The 13,645-nt window shown below is 43.3% G+C and carries 15 protein-coding genes; 6 read left to right on the top strand and 9 right to left on the bottom strand.

The features are described 5' to 3' along the window. Positions 1-61: 61 nt before the first annotated feature. From MHI32_RS06490 to MHI32_RS06475, 4 genes are all read left to right on the top strand, one after another. Complete coding sequence (locus tag MHI32_RS06490; protein WP_076282231.1) at positions 62-583, top strand: hypothetical protein; 522 nt, start codon at positions 62-64, stop codon at positions 581-583. A gap of 47 nt (positions 584-630) precedes the next feature. After that, on the top strand, positions 631-1,026 hold the full coding sequence (locus MHI32_RS06485) for a hypothetical protein (protein WP_076128086.1): 396 nt from the start codon (positions 631-633) through the stop codon (positions 1,024-1,026). Positions 1,027-1,046: 20 nt separating this feature from the next. Further along, complete coding sequence (locus MHI32_RS06480) at positions 1,047-1,616, top strand: TetR/AcrR family transcriptional regulator (RefSeq protein ID WP_036681438.1); 570 nt, start codon at positions 1,047-1,049, stop codon at positions 1,614-1,616. Positions 1,617-1,773: 157 nt separating this feature from the next. Then, on the top strand, positions 1,774-3,354 hold the full coding sequence (locus tag MHI32_RS06475) for an oleate hydratase (protein WP_076128088.1): 1,581 nt from the start codon (positions 1,774-1,776) through the stop codon (positions 3,352-3,354). Between the two features lie 140 nt (positions 3,355-3,494). Here the strand turns inward: MHI32_RS06475 and MHI32_RS06470 are convergent, their stop codons facing one another. After that, positions 3,495-4,217, bottom strand: coding sequence for a DsbA family oxidoreductase (locus MHI32_RS06470; RefSeq protein ID WP_340012055.1), 723 nt, complete (start codon positions 4,215-4,217; stop codon positions 3,495-3,497). Positions 4,218-4,453: 236 nt separating this feature from the next. Here MHI32_RS06470 and MHI32_RS06465 point away from each other — a divergent pair, with 236 nt between their 5' ends. Together MHI32_RS06465 and MHI32_RS06460 are read left to right on the top strand one after the other, a co-directional pair. Beyond that, entirely contained in the window at positions 4,454-5,386 is a 933-nt protein-coding gene (locus tag MHI32_RS06465; protein WP_076128092.1) for a glycosyltransferase family 2 protein, read from the top strand. Between the two features lie 173 nt (positions 5,387-5,559). Next, the gene (locus MHI32_RS06460; protein WP_076128094.1) at positions 5,560-6,666 is read left to right on the top strand and encodes an FAD:protein FMN transferase; all 1,107 of its coding nucleotides are present in this window, start codon (positions 5,560-5,562) and stop codon (positions 6,664-6,666) included. 270 nt (positions 6,667-6,936) lie between these two features. Here the strand turns inward: MHI32_RS06460 and MHI32_RS06455 are convergent, their stop codons facing one another. The 8 genes from MHI32_RS06455 to MHI32_RS06420 form a co-directional block, all read right to left on the bottom strand. Further along, positions 6,937-7,659 (bottom strand): HAD family hydrolase, encoded by a 723-nt coding sequence (locus MHI32_RS06455; protein ID WP_076281995.1) that lies wholly within the window; start codon positions 7,657-7,659, stop codon positions 6,937-6,939. A gap of 33 nt (positions 7,660-7,692) precedes the next feature. Then, positions 7,693-8,154, bottom strand: a complete 462-nt coding sequence (locus MHI32_RS06450) for a GNAT family N-acetyltransferase (protein WP_076281996.1) — start codon at positions 8,152-8,154, stop codon at positions 7,693-7,695. 102 nt (positions 8,155-8,256) lie between these two features. Next, positions 8,257-8,763 (bottom strand): metallophosphoesterase, encoded by a 507-nt coding sequence (locus MHI32_RS06445; RefSeq protein WP_076128097.1) that lies wholly within the window; start codon positions 8,761-8,763, stop codon positions 8,257-8,259. A gap of 202 nt (positions 8,764-8,965) precedes the next feature. Next, entirely contained in the window at positions 8,966-10,159 is a 1,194-nt protein-coding gene (locus MHI32_RS06440) for an anti-sigma factor (protein WP_076281997.1), read from the bottom strand. Beyond that, positions 10,152-10,655, bottom strand: coding sequence for a sigma-70 family RNA polymerase sigma factor (locus MHI32_RS06435; RefSeq protein ID WP_036681849.1), 504 nt, complete (start codon positions 10,653-10,655; stop codon positions 10,152-10,154). Before MHI32_RS06435 ends, MHI32_RS06440 begins: the two co-directional genes overlap by 8 nt. Positions 10,656-10,822: 167 nt before the next feature. Further along, positions 10,823-11,827 (bottom strand): siderophore ABC transporter substrate-binding protein, encoded by a 1,005-nt coding sequence (locus tag MHI32_RS06430; protein ID WP_282579687.1) that lies wholly within the window; start codon positions 11,825-11,827, stop codon positions 10,823-10,825. Positions 11,828-11,949: 122 nt separating this feature from the next. Further along, on the bottom strand, positions 11,950-12,705 hold the full coding sequence (locus tag MHI32_RS06425; RefSeq protein ID WP_036681845.1) for an ABC transporter ATP-binding protein: 756 nt from the start codon (positions 12,703-12,705) through the stop codon (positions 11,950-11,952). Then, positions 12,699-13,643, bottom strand: coding sequence for an iron chelate uptake ABC transporter family permease subunit (locus MHI32_RS06420; protein ID WP_036681842.1), 945 nt, complete (start codon positions 13,641-13,643; stop codon positions 12,699-12,701). The genes MHI32_RS06425 and MHI32_RS06420 overlap by 7 nt, the downstream gene beginning before the upstream one ends. Positions 13,644-13,645 lie beyond the last annotated feature (2 nt).

Raw genomic sequence — 13,645 nt, 5'->3', positions numbered from 1 at the left:
TCTTTTTTTAACTTCCTATCACATCATGTTACAATATAAATAAACAAAGAAGGTGCCCTTATTGTTCCATCCTACTGTTTTCGATAATATTAAGATCGCCTTTGAGAACCAGATTTATGACTACGATAATTTAGACGGAATACTGGTGGTTACGGATCGCTCCGACCTTCTGAATATGGCGCTGATGTCCAGAGAGTTCAGTCTCTCCTTCCAATTAACTGCAGGCAGGAAAGTAACCGCCGAAATCCTGCTCACTTCGACCACGAAAGATCTCAGCGATGAAATCATGGAGGTTCCTAATACGGATCCCGGCTGTAATCTTTCACTTCGTTTTTATATGGAAGTCGATGATATTCCTAACGAATGTCAGGCGATAGACAGTATTCTAAAAGCGATCTGGGGACCTGATTTCCAGCCTGTGCAATCTTTAAGCTTCATATATGGCCAGGAAAGTGAAACTTACAATAACTGCATCGAGCTGCAATTCAAAAGACAACTTACAGAAGAACAAATGGAGGACATTCCAAACCTGCTAAGCCACCTGCTGCAAAGTGCGGAAGAACTGGAATCCTTCACGGTATAATTCCTACTTTTTAACGTTCGAACTATGGGAAAAGAGGTGTGCATGAAATGAAATTCCTGCCTGCTACCAAAAGTAAAAGTTGGTTTCTCTGGATGACCGTTTATGCCATTCTGCTATGGCTTCTTTTCCCTCTGCACCGATTTGTGATGCTGGCCCAAGAAATGGATACCACACTCTTACTGCGCTTTGCTCTTTTTTCCGTAGTAGTGGCAGGCATCGTCAACACTTTAGGCTGGCTCGGAGCACGTCTGCTCTGGGTATTTAGTACGGCGGGAATAATCATAGGCGCGGCATTTATGCTGGGCTACACCTACAAAGAGATGTCCGGTTGGGAGGATCTCGCAGGCTTCCTCGCATTTTCCCTATTTTCATGTGCCGGATTTGCACTGGGTTTATTAGCGGAAGGTATTCGTCTGCTGTATACGCGAGCATCGAAGTCTTGAATGGAAGAGGTGAAACGCTGTTGTCCAATTCTTTTCTAACCAAAAATGCATTGTCCCATTCTTTAAAAGAACTAATGGAGCATACACCGCTCAATAAAATTACTGTTAAACAACTAGTGGACCATTGCGGACTAAACAGACAAACCTTTTATTATCATTTTCAGGATATATTTGATTTGCTAGGTTGGATCTATAAGACTGAGGCTGTCGAAAGCCTCGCCCAGTATCGCAGCTACAGCACTTGGACGGACGGTTTTTATAGAATCTTCTGCTATATTGAGCGGAATAAATCCTTTTGCTGTAACACGCTAAATTCACTAGGCAGAAATCACCTGGATGCATATCTGTACGAGGTGACAAACGATCTCATCATGGGGGTTATAAACGAGCTGTCCTCCGGGATGGAGGTTTGCGAAGAAGACAAGCATTTTATAGCCAATTTCTATACGCTAGCCTTCACAGGCCTAATCATTCAGTGGATGAGAGAAGGCATGAAGGAACAACCGCACCATATGATTGAGAAGCTAAGTGATCTAATTGAAGGAAATTTTCTGAAAGCTTTACACAAATATGAGAACCATCCGTTGTAACCTTTGGTTGCAGCGGTTTTTTTTGTCTAAAAACTAGACAGATCACCCATAATGACAAAAATCCAGACACTCTAAAGAGTTTGATTATACCTTCAAAATAGGAGTTGGTTTACATTAAGAGTGTGATTATTTAAACAACTACTTGGAGGCGACCATTGTGAAAAAAGAGTACGGTAATAGACAGGTTTATTTTGTCGGTGGCGGAATTGCATCCCTAGCGGGCGCTGCTTACCTGGTCAGAGACTGTGATTTTCCGGGACAAAACATTCACATTATTGAAGAGATGAAGATTCTTGGTGGTAGCAATGACGGCGCAGGTGACGCTGAACATGGTTACGTTGTCCGCGGCGGCCGTATGCTCAACGATGAAGCTTATGAAAATCTCTGGGAACTATTAACAACGATTCCTTCTGTCGACCGTCCGGGGTTGTCTGTGCGGGATGAAATTATTGCTTTTGATACCGCTAATCCAACACACTCAAACGCCAGACTAGTAAATAAAGACGGCAAAGTAGAAGATGTATTGTCCATGGGTTTTGATATGGCTGATCGTCTCGCTATGGGCAAGCTGATTATTACACCAGAAGATAAAATGGGGAAAGCGCGTATCAACGACTGGTTCGCCCCTCACTTTTTCACAACTAACTTCTGGTATATGTGGGCTACTACTTTTGCATTTCAACCTTGGCACAGCGCTGTAGAGTTTAAAAGATATATGCTCCGTTTCTTCCATGAATTCCCAAGAATTCAAACACTGGAAGGTGTAACCCGCACTCCTTATAACCAATATGATTCCATCATTCTGCCTTTGCACAAATATCTTGAACCATTTGGTGTCGATTTCACACTGAAATGTACAGTGACTGATCTGCAGTTCAAAAAAGGTGACGGAATTACCGTAACCCAAATGAATGTAGTGCGCGAAGGTGTCAAAGATGTGATTGATGTAAAAGAAGATGATCTTGTGATTATCACAAACGGTTCTATGACCGAAGGCTCCAGCCTTGGTTCTATGACTTCTGCTCCACGCCTTAACGGCAAGGGAAGCTCGTGGAAATTATGGGAAAACATCGCTTCCAAGAAACCAAGTCTTGGCAATCCTTCTTCGTTCGATGATCATGTAGACGGTTCGAAATGGGAGTCCTTTACTGTAACTTTCCATGACTCCAAATTCTTCGATCTGATGGAAAATTTCACACGTAACCGTGCCGGCACAGGCGCTTTGGTCACATTCAAGGATTCGAGCTGGTTTATGTCCGTTGTACTGGCCTACCAACCGCATTTCCGCAATCAACCTGAGCATGTTAAAGTGTTCTGGGGTTACGGACTGTATCCAGACAAAGTTGGGGATTTCGTGAAAAAGAGAATGTGTGATTGTACCGGCGAAGAAATCATGCAAGAATTGATCGGTCATCTTCACTTTGAAGAACATAAGGACGAGATCATGGCTACCGCCAACTGTATTCCTTGCATGATGCCTTATATCACTTCACAGTTCATGCCTAGACTCAATAGTGACAGACCAAAAGTTGTCCCTGAGGGTTCCACGAACCTGGCCTTTATTGGACAATTCTGTGAAATTCCAGATGACGTTGTATTCACTGAAGAATACTCCGTGAGAGCAGCGAGAATTGCGGTATATACTCTACTTGGTATCGAACGGCCTATCGAGCCAATCAACCAATATCAATACGATGTACGTACACTATTCTCAAGCTTTGTTACATCTTTCAGATAAAACAACAATCAGCGGCGAGCGCTTCCGGATATCGGGAGCGCTTGTTTTTGAGTGTGGGAAGCAACAAAAGAACAGTTTTATCAAAACAAAAAAAGAGCTGAGGGCTCCCTCAGCTCTTTTGTTTTACTCGAATCCAAACTTTAAATATTGCAAGATCCATCTGCGCAGCCATCATCGGAGGATACTTCAGAATTCCCCTTACCAACCACTTGTAACGTTGGTCCTGCTTGTTCCTCCGCCCACACAGTATCCAGTACCTCTGTAAATACAGGACCTGGTTGTGCACCAGATAAAGCATATTTATTGTTGAATACAAAGAAAGGTACACCGGTAATATTAAGACGGCTTCCTTCTTCAATATCGCCATTAACCTCATTCGCAAAAGCATCCGTTTCCAGCATTGCCGCAGCTTCTGCTTGATCCAGACCTACTTCAGTAGCGAGTGAAGCCAGTACACTGCGATCTCCAAGATTTAATGAATCCGTAAAGTAGGCGCGCAGCAGACGTTCGGACATTTCTGCGCCTTTTCCCTTTGTGCTTGCAAAATGACTCAGTCGGTGACTGTCAAAAGTGTTGGTATGCTTCACTGTATCAAAATTAAATTCCAAACCCACATCTTTAGCTTGCTCCGCTAGTTGTGCGTTCATTGCTTTTGCTTTTTCAACGGTCATCCCGTATTTGGTAGCCAACAGCTCATGAATACTCTTGTCTGTACTTACCTCTGCATGTGGATCCAATTGAAAGCTACGGAATACTACCTCCACTTGATCACGGTTCGGGAATTGGCTGAGCGCATTCTCCAACCGTCTTTTGCCAATATAACAAAAAGGACATGCATAATCGGACCAGATATCTATTCTCACGAAAAAACCTCCTAATATTATTGATAATTTGTAGCTGTTATATAAGAGTAATAACTAAATATACGTCGCTTACTATTATATAGTTAAAAACTCAAAATTACAAACTTAACTTTTATTAAAATAACATTTATAGACGTGAATGTTAAAGCAAAAAGTAAACGAAAGTGGTATATACGCTCCCCTTCAGGGCAGATAGAATAAAGTTAACACCAGAAATTCCGAAGGGAGATCCCCATATGCATGATGTATCTATAGTGATACCTACCCGTAACCGTATAAACGACCTTACAGTGTGCATAGAATCTATAAGCAAGCAGACACAGCTAGAGAATGTCTCCATCGAGCTCTGGATTGTAGATGACGGTGAGATTCCTGTAGAAAGATTAACCTATTATCGTAACATACTGAACAAATTGCCACAGGCTGAGTTTCGATATCATCGTAAGACTAATCCGGGTCTCTGGCTCTCCCGTTATGAGTCACTTGGACTAGTAAATGCTGAAATTGTGCTTCATTTAGACGATGATGCAGAATTAGATGATTCCTTATATATTCGACGATTACTTGATACTTATGCAGCGGACGATTCAATTGTCGGTGTAGGCGGGGTTGCTAAAGGCATGCGCAGCAGCAAACCGGGCCGGCTGTTTGGCATGCTGACCGGACAAATGTCCGGATCCCCGGGCAGATTATCCCCAAGCATGTTTGCAGGCTCCCTATACCTCTGGGGAGAGAAAGAGCAGGTTTTTGAAACGGATTTTTTTCACGGCTGTAATATGTCATTCCGGCGCTCAGCATTACAAGATATGAAACCCTATCCCTGGATGACAAGTTACTCCATTGCCGAGGATATTTACTTGTCCCATTTGGCTAGCCGTTATGGCAAGCTTGTCATTAACCCGGCTATGAAAATCATTCATCATGAGTCGCCGGGTTCTCGGGATAAGGCGGGCGTTGTTGCAAGAGCTACTGCCATCAATCATTATTATCTGCTCAACTTACGTAAAGCACCCCCTATGAATTATGCCGCATTGATCTGGACGTTAACCTGTCTGACAGGCAAAGAAACTCTCAAACGAAATTTCAAAGCCGTTAGCGGTTATGCCAAAGGAATCCTTTTCGTAATGAATCCTCGTAAAAACAAATACCGTGAATACATGCTAGATTAGCTTAATAGTTACCTCTATATCCACAGCGTTGCTCCGAATCAGATTGCGGGGCTTTTTTTTCGTGCAGACGGAGTTGTACCTAAATATGCCATGAAATTAATTTCCATCAACTTCTGATCTAGGGTATGATAGTGATAATGTGTTTTAGAAACTAACTTTATGGATGGTGGAATATGTTCAAGAACAAAAAAACGACGTTGATCCTCGTTGTTATCCTCATCGTCGTCATAGCTGTCGGCGCTTGGCTAATTACTAAAAATAAGGATGACAAAGCGACGGAAACACCGGGTGGCGCAACAGCTTCAGGAAAAGGCGAAGCCAAGTCACTCTCACAGACCTTTTATATCTATGACACGGTCGTGAATATCAAAGTGTTCGGAGAAAATGTAGCCCAAAAAAATATGGATGATATCCAGCAAATGCTGGAGCGAATGGATATGGAGCTTAGCCGTACAAAAGAAGGCGGCGAGGTTTACGCAGTCAATCAAGCAGCAGGAAAAGAAGCGGTTGTCGTTTCGGAAGAGACCTTAGATGTTGTAAAACAATCGGTGCAATATGCAAAAGAAATGGACGGGCTATTCGATCCCACGATTGGTCCGCTGATCGACCTCTGGAACATCGGTAGTGGCGGGGATAAAGTCCCTGATCCAGCAGCTATCGATGCAGCCAAGAGCCTAACCAATTACAGGGACGTTGAAATTGACGAAGCTGCTAAGACCGTGAAGCTATTGAAGGAAAATATGGTACTGGATCTTGGAGGTATCGGCAAAGGGTATGCTGCTGACCGTATCGCTGATTATTTAAAAGAGCAAGGTCTTAACAGTGCAATGATCAACCTCGGCGGCAGCAGTATTATTGCGTTAGGTACGAAACCAAACGGAACGGATTGGAATATTGGTCTGCAAGACCCTGACCAAAGCCGCGGCACACAGCTAGGAACGATTAAAATCGCAGATGAGGTCATCGATGCTTCTGGTGTTTACGAACGTTATTTTATGCAAGACAATGTTCGTTACCACCATATTCTTGATCCACGCACAGGTTACCCTTCTCAGAACGGTCTCAAAAGCTTGACCATTATGAGCCCTAATGCAACAGATGCGGACGCTTTGTCCACTGGGGTATTCTTGATGGGGATCGAAGAAGGCATGAAATATCTGGAGTCGTTACCTGAAGATGTAGAAGCTTTCTTTATTACCGATGACAACAAAATCTACGCCACACCAGGCATTAAAGAAAGAATGAATCTGACTGACCCTACGTACAGCTTCGCTGATTAGTAGAAAAGAGCTTGCCCCCATAAAGCCATTATTGGCTTTGGGAGGCAAGCTCTTTTGTTGTGGATAAAGGTTCTTTGGCGTGGCTGAGGGATATTCATCGCCCATTCATCGCCCAGCAGCCTGATAATCAGGGAATTCCTCCCTAAAAATCACCGAAATTTGGCTATAACCGTGCTTATTTAGGTTTTATTAGGGAGGAATTCCCCAATAACCTCCATTTCGCGCTTTAATCGATTAATTTCAGGGAATTCCTCCCTAATTAATTCCTGATCAAGATTTTTGCAGCACCAAAGGCAACTCGCTAAATTCCTTATAATTCGTGAAAATATAACTAGGCTTATGATCCGTAGCCGGCTGTCTGCCTCTCGGATTATACCAGCAGACCTTCCAGCCAGCCGCAAGCGCTCCTACTACATCGTTAGCCCAGGTATCACCTATATAAAGTGAATGGTCTGGTGAAGTGCCAGACTTCTGATTCACATGCAAAAAGAGTTGCGGATCTGGTTTGGCCAGACCTACAGCGTCAGAAATAAAAATCATCTCCTCGGGGATCATCTGATCCAGACCTAATCCGCGAATCTTTTTCATTTGATGATCTTTGGGTCCATTCGTAATGATGCCTACTTTATGACCAGCAGTAATGAACCTTTCCAATTGCTCCCGGACTCCATCTATCATTTGAATGGTGTACTGACGGCCAATGTAAGCCGCTTGTACCGCCGTGGCTTGATCACGATCGAGCTGTAAACCATACTCTGCAAAAGCAAGCTCCAATCGGCGTACCCTAGTCTCCTCCAGCGGAATTTCTCCACGTAAATACATAGGCCATAATACATCACTATGATGTCTTACTTTATAAAATAACTCCGCAAAGTCCAGACTGCTCTCATCCGGTCTAAGCACTTGACGCACCGCTTCTTTAAAAGGAATCAAATGATCATATAAGGTATCATCAAGGTCAAAAAAGATTGCCAGCTTATTACTTGTATCCACTTTAACGCCCCTTACTCGTCTTTCTCTCTAGCTTTAGAAAAAAAGGTTATAGGTATAAAAATCATCATCCCGAATGTAGCCATGCGCTTCATATAAGCGCTGTGCCCCCACATTCGCCGTCATTGTTGTCAGGGACAAGCCCTTGGTATTAGTTGCGAGCGCATGAGCTATGGCACTTTCCAGCAGCTTGGAGCCGAGCCCATGTCCTCGCAGTTCTGTAGTTACATATAGATCATTCAATATCCAGAGACGCTCCATAGAGACCGATGAAAAAGAGGGATAGAGCTGAATGAAGCCCCACGCTCGTTTCTCCTCGCCTTCTCCCTCCACCGCAATAAAGATTACCGATTCGTTCAGCTTCAATCGATCTGATAAAAAAGCACGTGCACCATCCAGATCAGAGACTGCCCCATAAAATACCCGATACTCATCAAACAATGGGATAAGCCGTTCCAAATCATCATAGATCACACGTTCAATACGATAGTTGTTCATCCTCAACGCTCACTTTCCGGCTTGGGCCGTTTTAACGTTATTGTATATTTCAGCCGTACCGTGCACCATGGAGCGAACGCCAGATCATTTGGACAATTATTCTTATTCTTTGGAATCGTAGAACACATGCCGGGCACTGACTTTACCCTCTTCGATATCCAAAATTCCGATGGAATACAGTTTCTCACGTCGTTTATCCGTTGGCGATCCTGGATTAAAGAGCAGAATCCCATTCTCTTCCCGCAATAAAGGCTGATGCGAATGTCCAAAAAGAATACAATCCACCTTATCGTTCGCAAAAGCAAGCAGCGCATTCCCGTCCGTTCCTTTGCGGGAGTGTGGCGTATGACCATGGACCATTCCGATCCGGACTCCCTCAAGCGTTAGCAGCTTACGCTCCCCGAAACGCTCGATGATCTCTATTCCATCGTTATTCCCAGCAATCCCTTCCACTGGAGCCAATTCAGCCAACAAATCGTAGATTCCCATACTCACCCAATCTCCAAGATGCAGAATCAAGTCTACATTCCGGAATTCAGCAACAAGTGCTTTGGGCAGAGACTTAGCCATTCTTGTCATATGTGTATCTGATACCACGCCTACTTTCATATAACTCAGCTCCTAATCTATCATACTCATCTCATATTCAAATAATTGTACGATTTGCTTAAACGAGAAGCAAGTTCTGTGACTTCTCCCACACAGAAAAGCCGGGTACACCCCACTAACACAGGGCATATCCGGCTGCCATTAAGTAATTCCAAAGAAATCATTTATGCTTACTACCTTCTACAGTATTTAGCATCCCAACTCAGTTCTCTCTATCCTGCCAATTCCATAATCTTACTTCTTCAACATGAATATTACTGACCCATTTTTCTTCCTTTAACTTGAGCAGTTCTTTTACCGGACCGGTTACGACAGCTCCATACAGCCTAACTCCGTTCTTCTCCAGATAACTAATGGAGTCATCCAGATCAATAAACGGAATTACCTTGTTGGCGATCGATTTATGCTCCTGCATTAAGTGCAGTGTCTTAAGGAAGTTCGCATTACGAAGTTCACCATCCCCATATGAGTCAACAGATGGAGAAACACTCGTGCGGCTAGTCCCCCCTCCAAACCAACCCCACTTTTTCTTTGACTCTTGTGTCACCTTCATATCATCGGCATGCCAGATGGGCGTACTTGGAAATCCTAAGGGATCATTTATTACTGGCTCTTGTATCCTTGGACCTGTATCTGCTGCGAACCATAAAAGCTCAAGATTTTTATGCTGAAACTTCTTCAATAGCTCATCTGTCGTAAAAAATTGTTCAAAAGACAAATAGGCTTCTCCTACCGTACCTTCAGGGAGCTTTTCTAGTTTTTCCCACTCACTGCTGTCATCCATCCTATTTTCTGCAGACTGGTTCTCAGTGGGATAGATAAAGTAATTACCTGTCCCACTGCGTTCATATGTCCATGAATAACTATATATTCTGGGCCAGCCTAATAGAAACTTCATCGAATAATCTCCAACATTAATCCGCGCATCACCAATTTGTTTTATTATTTCACCCTGCAGATTCATACTAAAAAACGGTCCGGAATCGCTACTCAAATGGACGATTGTATTCGGCTGTGAAACAGCAATTGCGGAAGAAACGACATCACGGTAAGTCTCTCCTCTTTCTCCAGTGCCATAAAATACCGCTGTGATGATACTGCTGACGATCAAAAAAATCAAAAATGCAGAAATCACCGTCAAAGTATTTGATATACGTGCTTTCCACTTGCCACGGCGGATGATCTTTTTTTCTTTGCCGGGTCTGTTTCTTTTACCCTTTCCGAATTTTATGCTCTTCTCCTCTTCTGAAGCCGGCTTTTCTTCGCCCATCAGTTCATCCAGATAGGCCTGGTAAGCTTCCATCTTCTCTAGCTCACGTTCAACCTCATCCCTATCCTCATCAGCAAGAGTGCCTTCGCCATACCTTCTTAACTTCTCCTTAAACTCTTCACTCATGTTCATTTCTCCTCCGCTCTGCCTCACGCAGCTTCTGTCTGGCCCGAAAAATCAATATCTTATATTGGGACAAGCCCACATCCATAATGTCCGATGCTTCCCGATAACTCAGCCCATGAAAATCATGCAGCAGCAGTGCATTTCTCTGATTGTCCGGTAGCTCACCTACTGCTATCCTCATCTCTTCCCAACGTTCCTGATGAAGCAGTGTGCTTTCTGTGGTATCTGGATGAGCAAGCTTTTTGAAATAATCCTCACTCTGAACTGTACTGCGGCCTTCCTTTCGCTTGTAATCTACGAAGGCGTTATAAGCGACACGGAACAACCATGGCTTAATCTTCTCTTCTTTACAATCCTCCAAATGTAGATAAGCGCGATAAAAGGTTTCTTGCATCAAATCTTCAGCCGCATAATGATCACCACAAAGGGAGCGCAAATAGCGGTAAATATCCATCACATACATCTGATATATTTCATCCAATGACTTTCGCTTCATGCACTCCCCCCTTAACCTAACCACGTATCCCAGCCTGAAAAGTTACAGATAAATTTAGCAACTAGTATGAATATACCAGTAATTCCATGGAAAAAAGCGAAAAAAAGCCTGCTGGCAGGGAGTATTACTCCTGCCAACAGGCTTTTTAATTCACCAAGTTACTCTGCTTACAGAACAACTTCAACTTCTTTGAGCATTTCGCTAACGGATATTAAACCGCCACCGGACAAATACCAGTAGTTAGGATCCAAGTAAATGATTTTACCGTTTTTAAAGGCATTTGTGTTCTTCACTAGATCGTTTTCAACTGCTTTTTTAGCTGAGCCGGCTTCGCCGCCATCACTCTTCACAGCCGCATCTCTGTCCACTACAAACAGATAATCCGGATTCTTATCCGCTACATATTCGTAGGATACGCTTTGTCCGTGAGTGGATACTTCAATTTTATCATCAGCCTGTGCAAATCCGAACACATCATGGATAATCCCAAAACGGGAACCTGCACCGTAAGCACTGATTTTTCCTTCATTCGCAAGAATAACAAGTGCTTTTTTGCCATCAGCTGTTGCCTTCGTATTCAAAGCTTTGATGGAATCATTGATAGTCGCAAGCTCAGTTTCTACTTCTGCTTCTTTTCCAAAAATTTGACCCAGCATTTTCACGTTATTCGTAAAAGATTCCATGTAGTTTGCATTATCTACAGCCACATACAGAGTAGGTGCAATTTTGCTGAATTCTTCGTAAGAATCCTGTTGTCTGCCGGAAATGATGATCAGGTCCGGAGAAAGACTGTTTATTTTTTCGAAGTCAGGCTCTTTCAAACCCCCAACATTCTCATATTTAGCATCGTTATATTTAGAGAGATAAGCCGGTACATTACTTTGAGGCACTCCAGTCACCTCTACACCCAGTTTATCCAGCGTATCCAGTGTACCGAAGTCAAAAACAACCACTTTTTGCGGATTGCTTTTGATAGTTGTTTCGCCAAGCGCATGCTTGAAAGTAAGCTCTGTCGGTGCTGTAGTAGCTTCCGTTGTTGGTGCAGTAGTAGCTTCCGAATTGCCTGCCGCTGCTGTGTTGTTATTTGAAGTTGCTGCATTATTGGAGCCACAAGCCGCCAAGATTACCGCAAGAAATACTGTCATAATCAGTAAAGATAAGTTCTTCTTCAATGTATTCACCCCTAATTTTTATAGTGAAGCTATTTGAATTATTCGCGTATGCGTTAAGAAGCTGGCGCCTTTCACTTCTTACGTTACGTCATAATAATATCCACATAGTAATAGTTACCTTTTTAGAAATAGACACCGATTTTTCGGCCTCCTATAGTTTCAATAGGAATGTCCATGTCATATACCTCTTTAAGAACTGCAGAATCTATAATTTCATCCGCTGTACCCGAGGAAGCTACTCTTCCATTTTTAAGCGCAACAATGTAGTCAGAGTAACAAGATGCAAAGTTAATATCGTGGATAACGAGCACAATCGTCTTCCCCTTCTCGTCCACCAAGCGGCGAAGCACCTTCATAATTTGGACGGAATGCTTCATATCAAGGTTGTTGAGCGGTTCATCGAGCAGAATGTACTCTGTATCCTGAGCCATAACCATGGCAATATATGCCCGCTGGCGTTGTCCTCCACTGAGCTGATCAATATATTTATCCTGCATCTCTTGGAGATCCATGTAAGCAATCGCTTCGTCAACGAACGCCCGATCCTCCGGACTCAGCTTCCCCTGTGAATACGGGAATCTCCCAAAAGAAACGAGCTCCTTCACAGTGAGGCGTACGCTAATATGATTGGACTGCTTTAACACCGATATTTTACGAGCAAGCTCATTACTTTTGCAGGTACCGATTTCCTTACCTTCGATCAGCACCTCTCCCGCGTCTTTGGAGATAAGTCTGCTGATCATGGAGAGCAGTGTACTTTTACCCGCACCATTTGGTCCGATAAACGAGGTGATTGCGCCTTTTTTGATGGACAAAGACACATCATCAACGACGGTTACTCCGCCATAACGTTTGGTTAAATTTTTAACTTCTACCACGACTTATTCTCCTTTAACAGCAGATAGACGAAGTAGACGCCGCCTGCAAAATTGATAATCACACTAACCGTAGTATTGAATCCAAAAACACGTTCGACCAGGAACTGCCCGCCGACAAGCGCAACAATGCTCAGCAGAATCGTTCCAGGAATCAGATAGGCATGCTTATAGGTACGGAACAGCTGGTGTCCCACATTAGCTACCAACAAACCTAAGAAAGTGATTGGCCCCACTAGAGCCGTCGAGATCGAAACGTAGATAGATACAATAACTAGCAGCCTTTTGACCACATAGTCATAATTGATGCCCAGATTAATGGCTTCATCTTTTCCAAGCGAAATAACATCCAAATACTTAACAAATCGCAAGAAATACAACGTAGTTAGCGTCAGAACAATGGTGGAAAGAATCAATAGGTCACTGCTGACATTGTTGAAGCTGGCAAACATTTTCCCCTGTAGAATCAGGAATTCGTTCGGATCAATAAGCACTTCCATAAAAGAAGACGCGCTCTGGAACATCGTCCCCATGATCAGCCCTACCAGCAGCAGGAAATAAATATTTTGTCCTTCCCTACGGAACATTAGCTTATACAATACGCCTGAAAACAGGACCATGAGACACGCAGAGAACAAGAAGTTGATGTTTTTATTCATAAAGGTCATATTCGATGAACCTAAGGCATATACACCGAACGTCTGGATTAACATGTACAGGGAATCGAGCCCGAGAATACTTGGTGTCAAAATACGATTGTTCGTGATGCTCTGAAAAACTACGGTAGAGACAGCTATCACAGCTCCGGTAATCAGAATGGCCGCCAGCTTTCTTCCCCGGCTGGGCAGAACGTAGTCCCAATTTCCCAAAGCATGATACGTCATAAACAAGACGATGAGAGCGACAGCACTTATAGATAATATAGTTAGTTTTGTCTTCATCT

The sequence above is a fragment of the Paenibacillus sp. FSL H7-0690 genome (assembly GCF_037980415.1).
Lineage (GTDB): Bacteria > Bacillota > Bacilli > Paenibacillales > Paenibacillaceae > Paenibacillus_AQ > Paenibacillus_AQ odorifer.
Note: the sequence above shows the minus strand (reverse complement) of the source record. Positions and strands in the feature narration are given on the sequence as shown.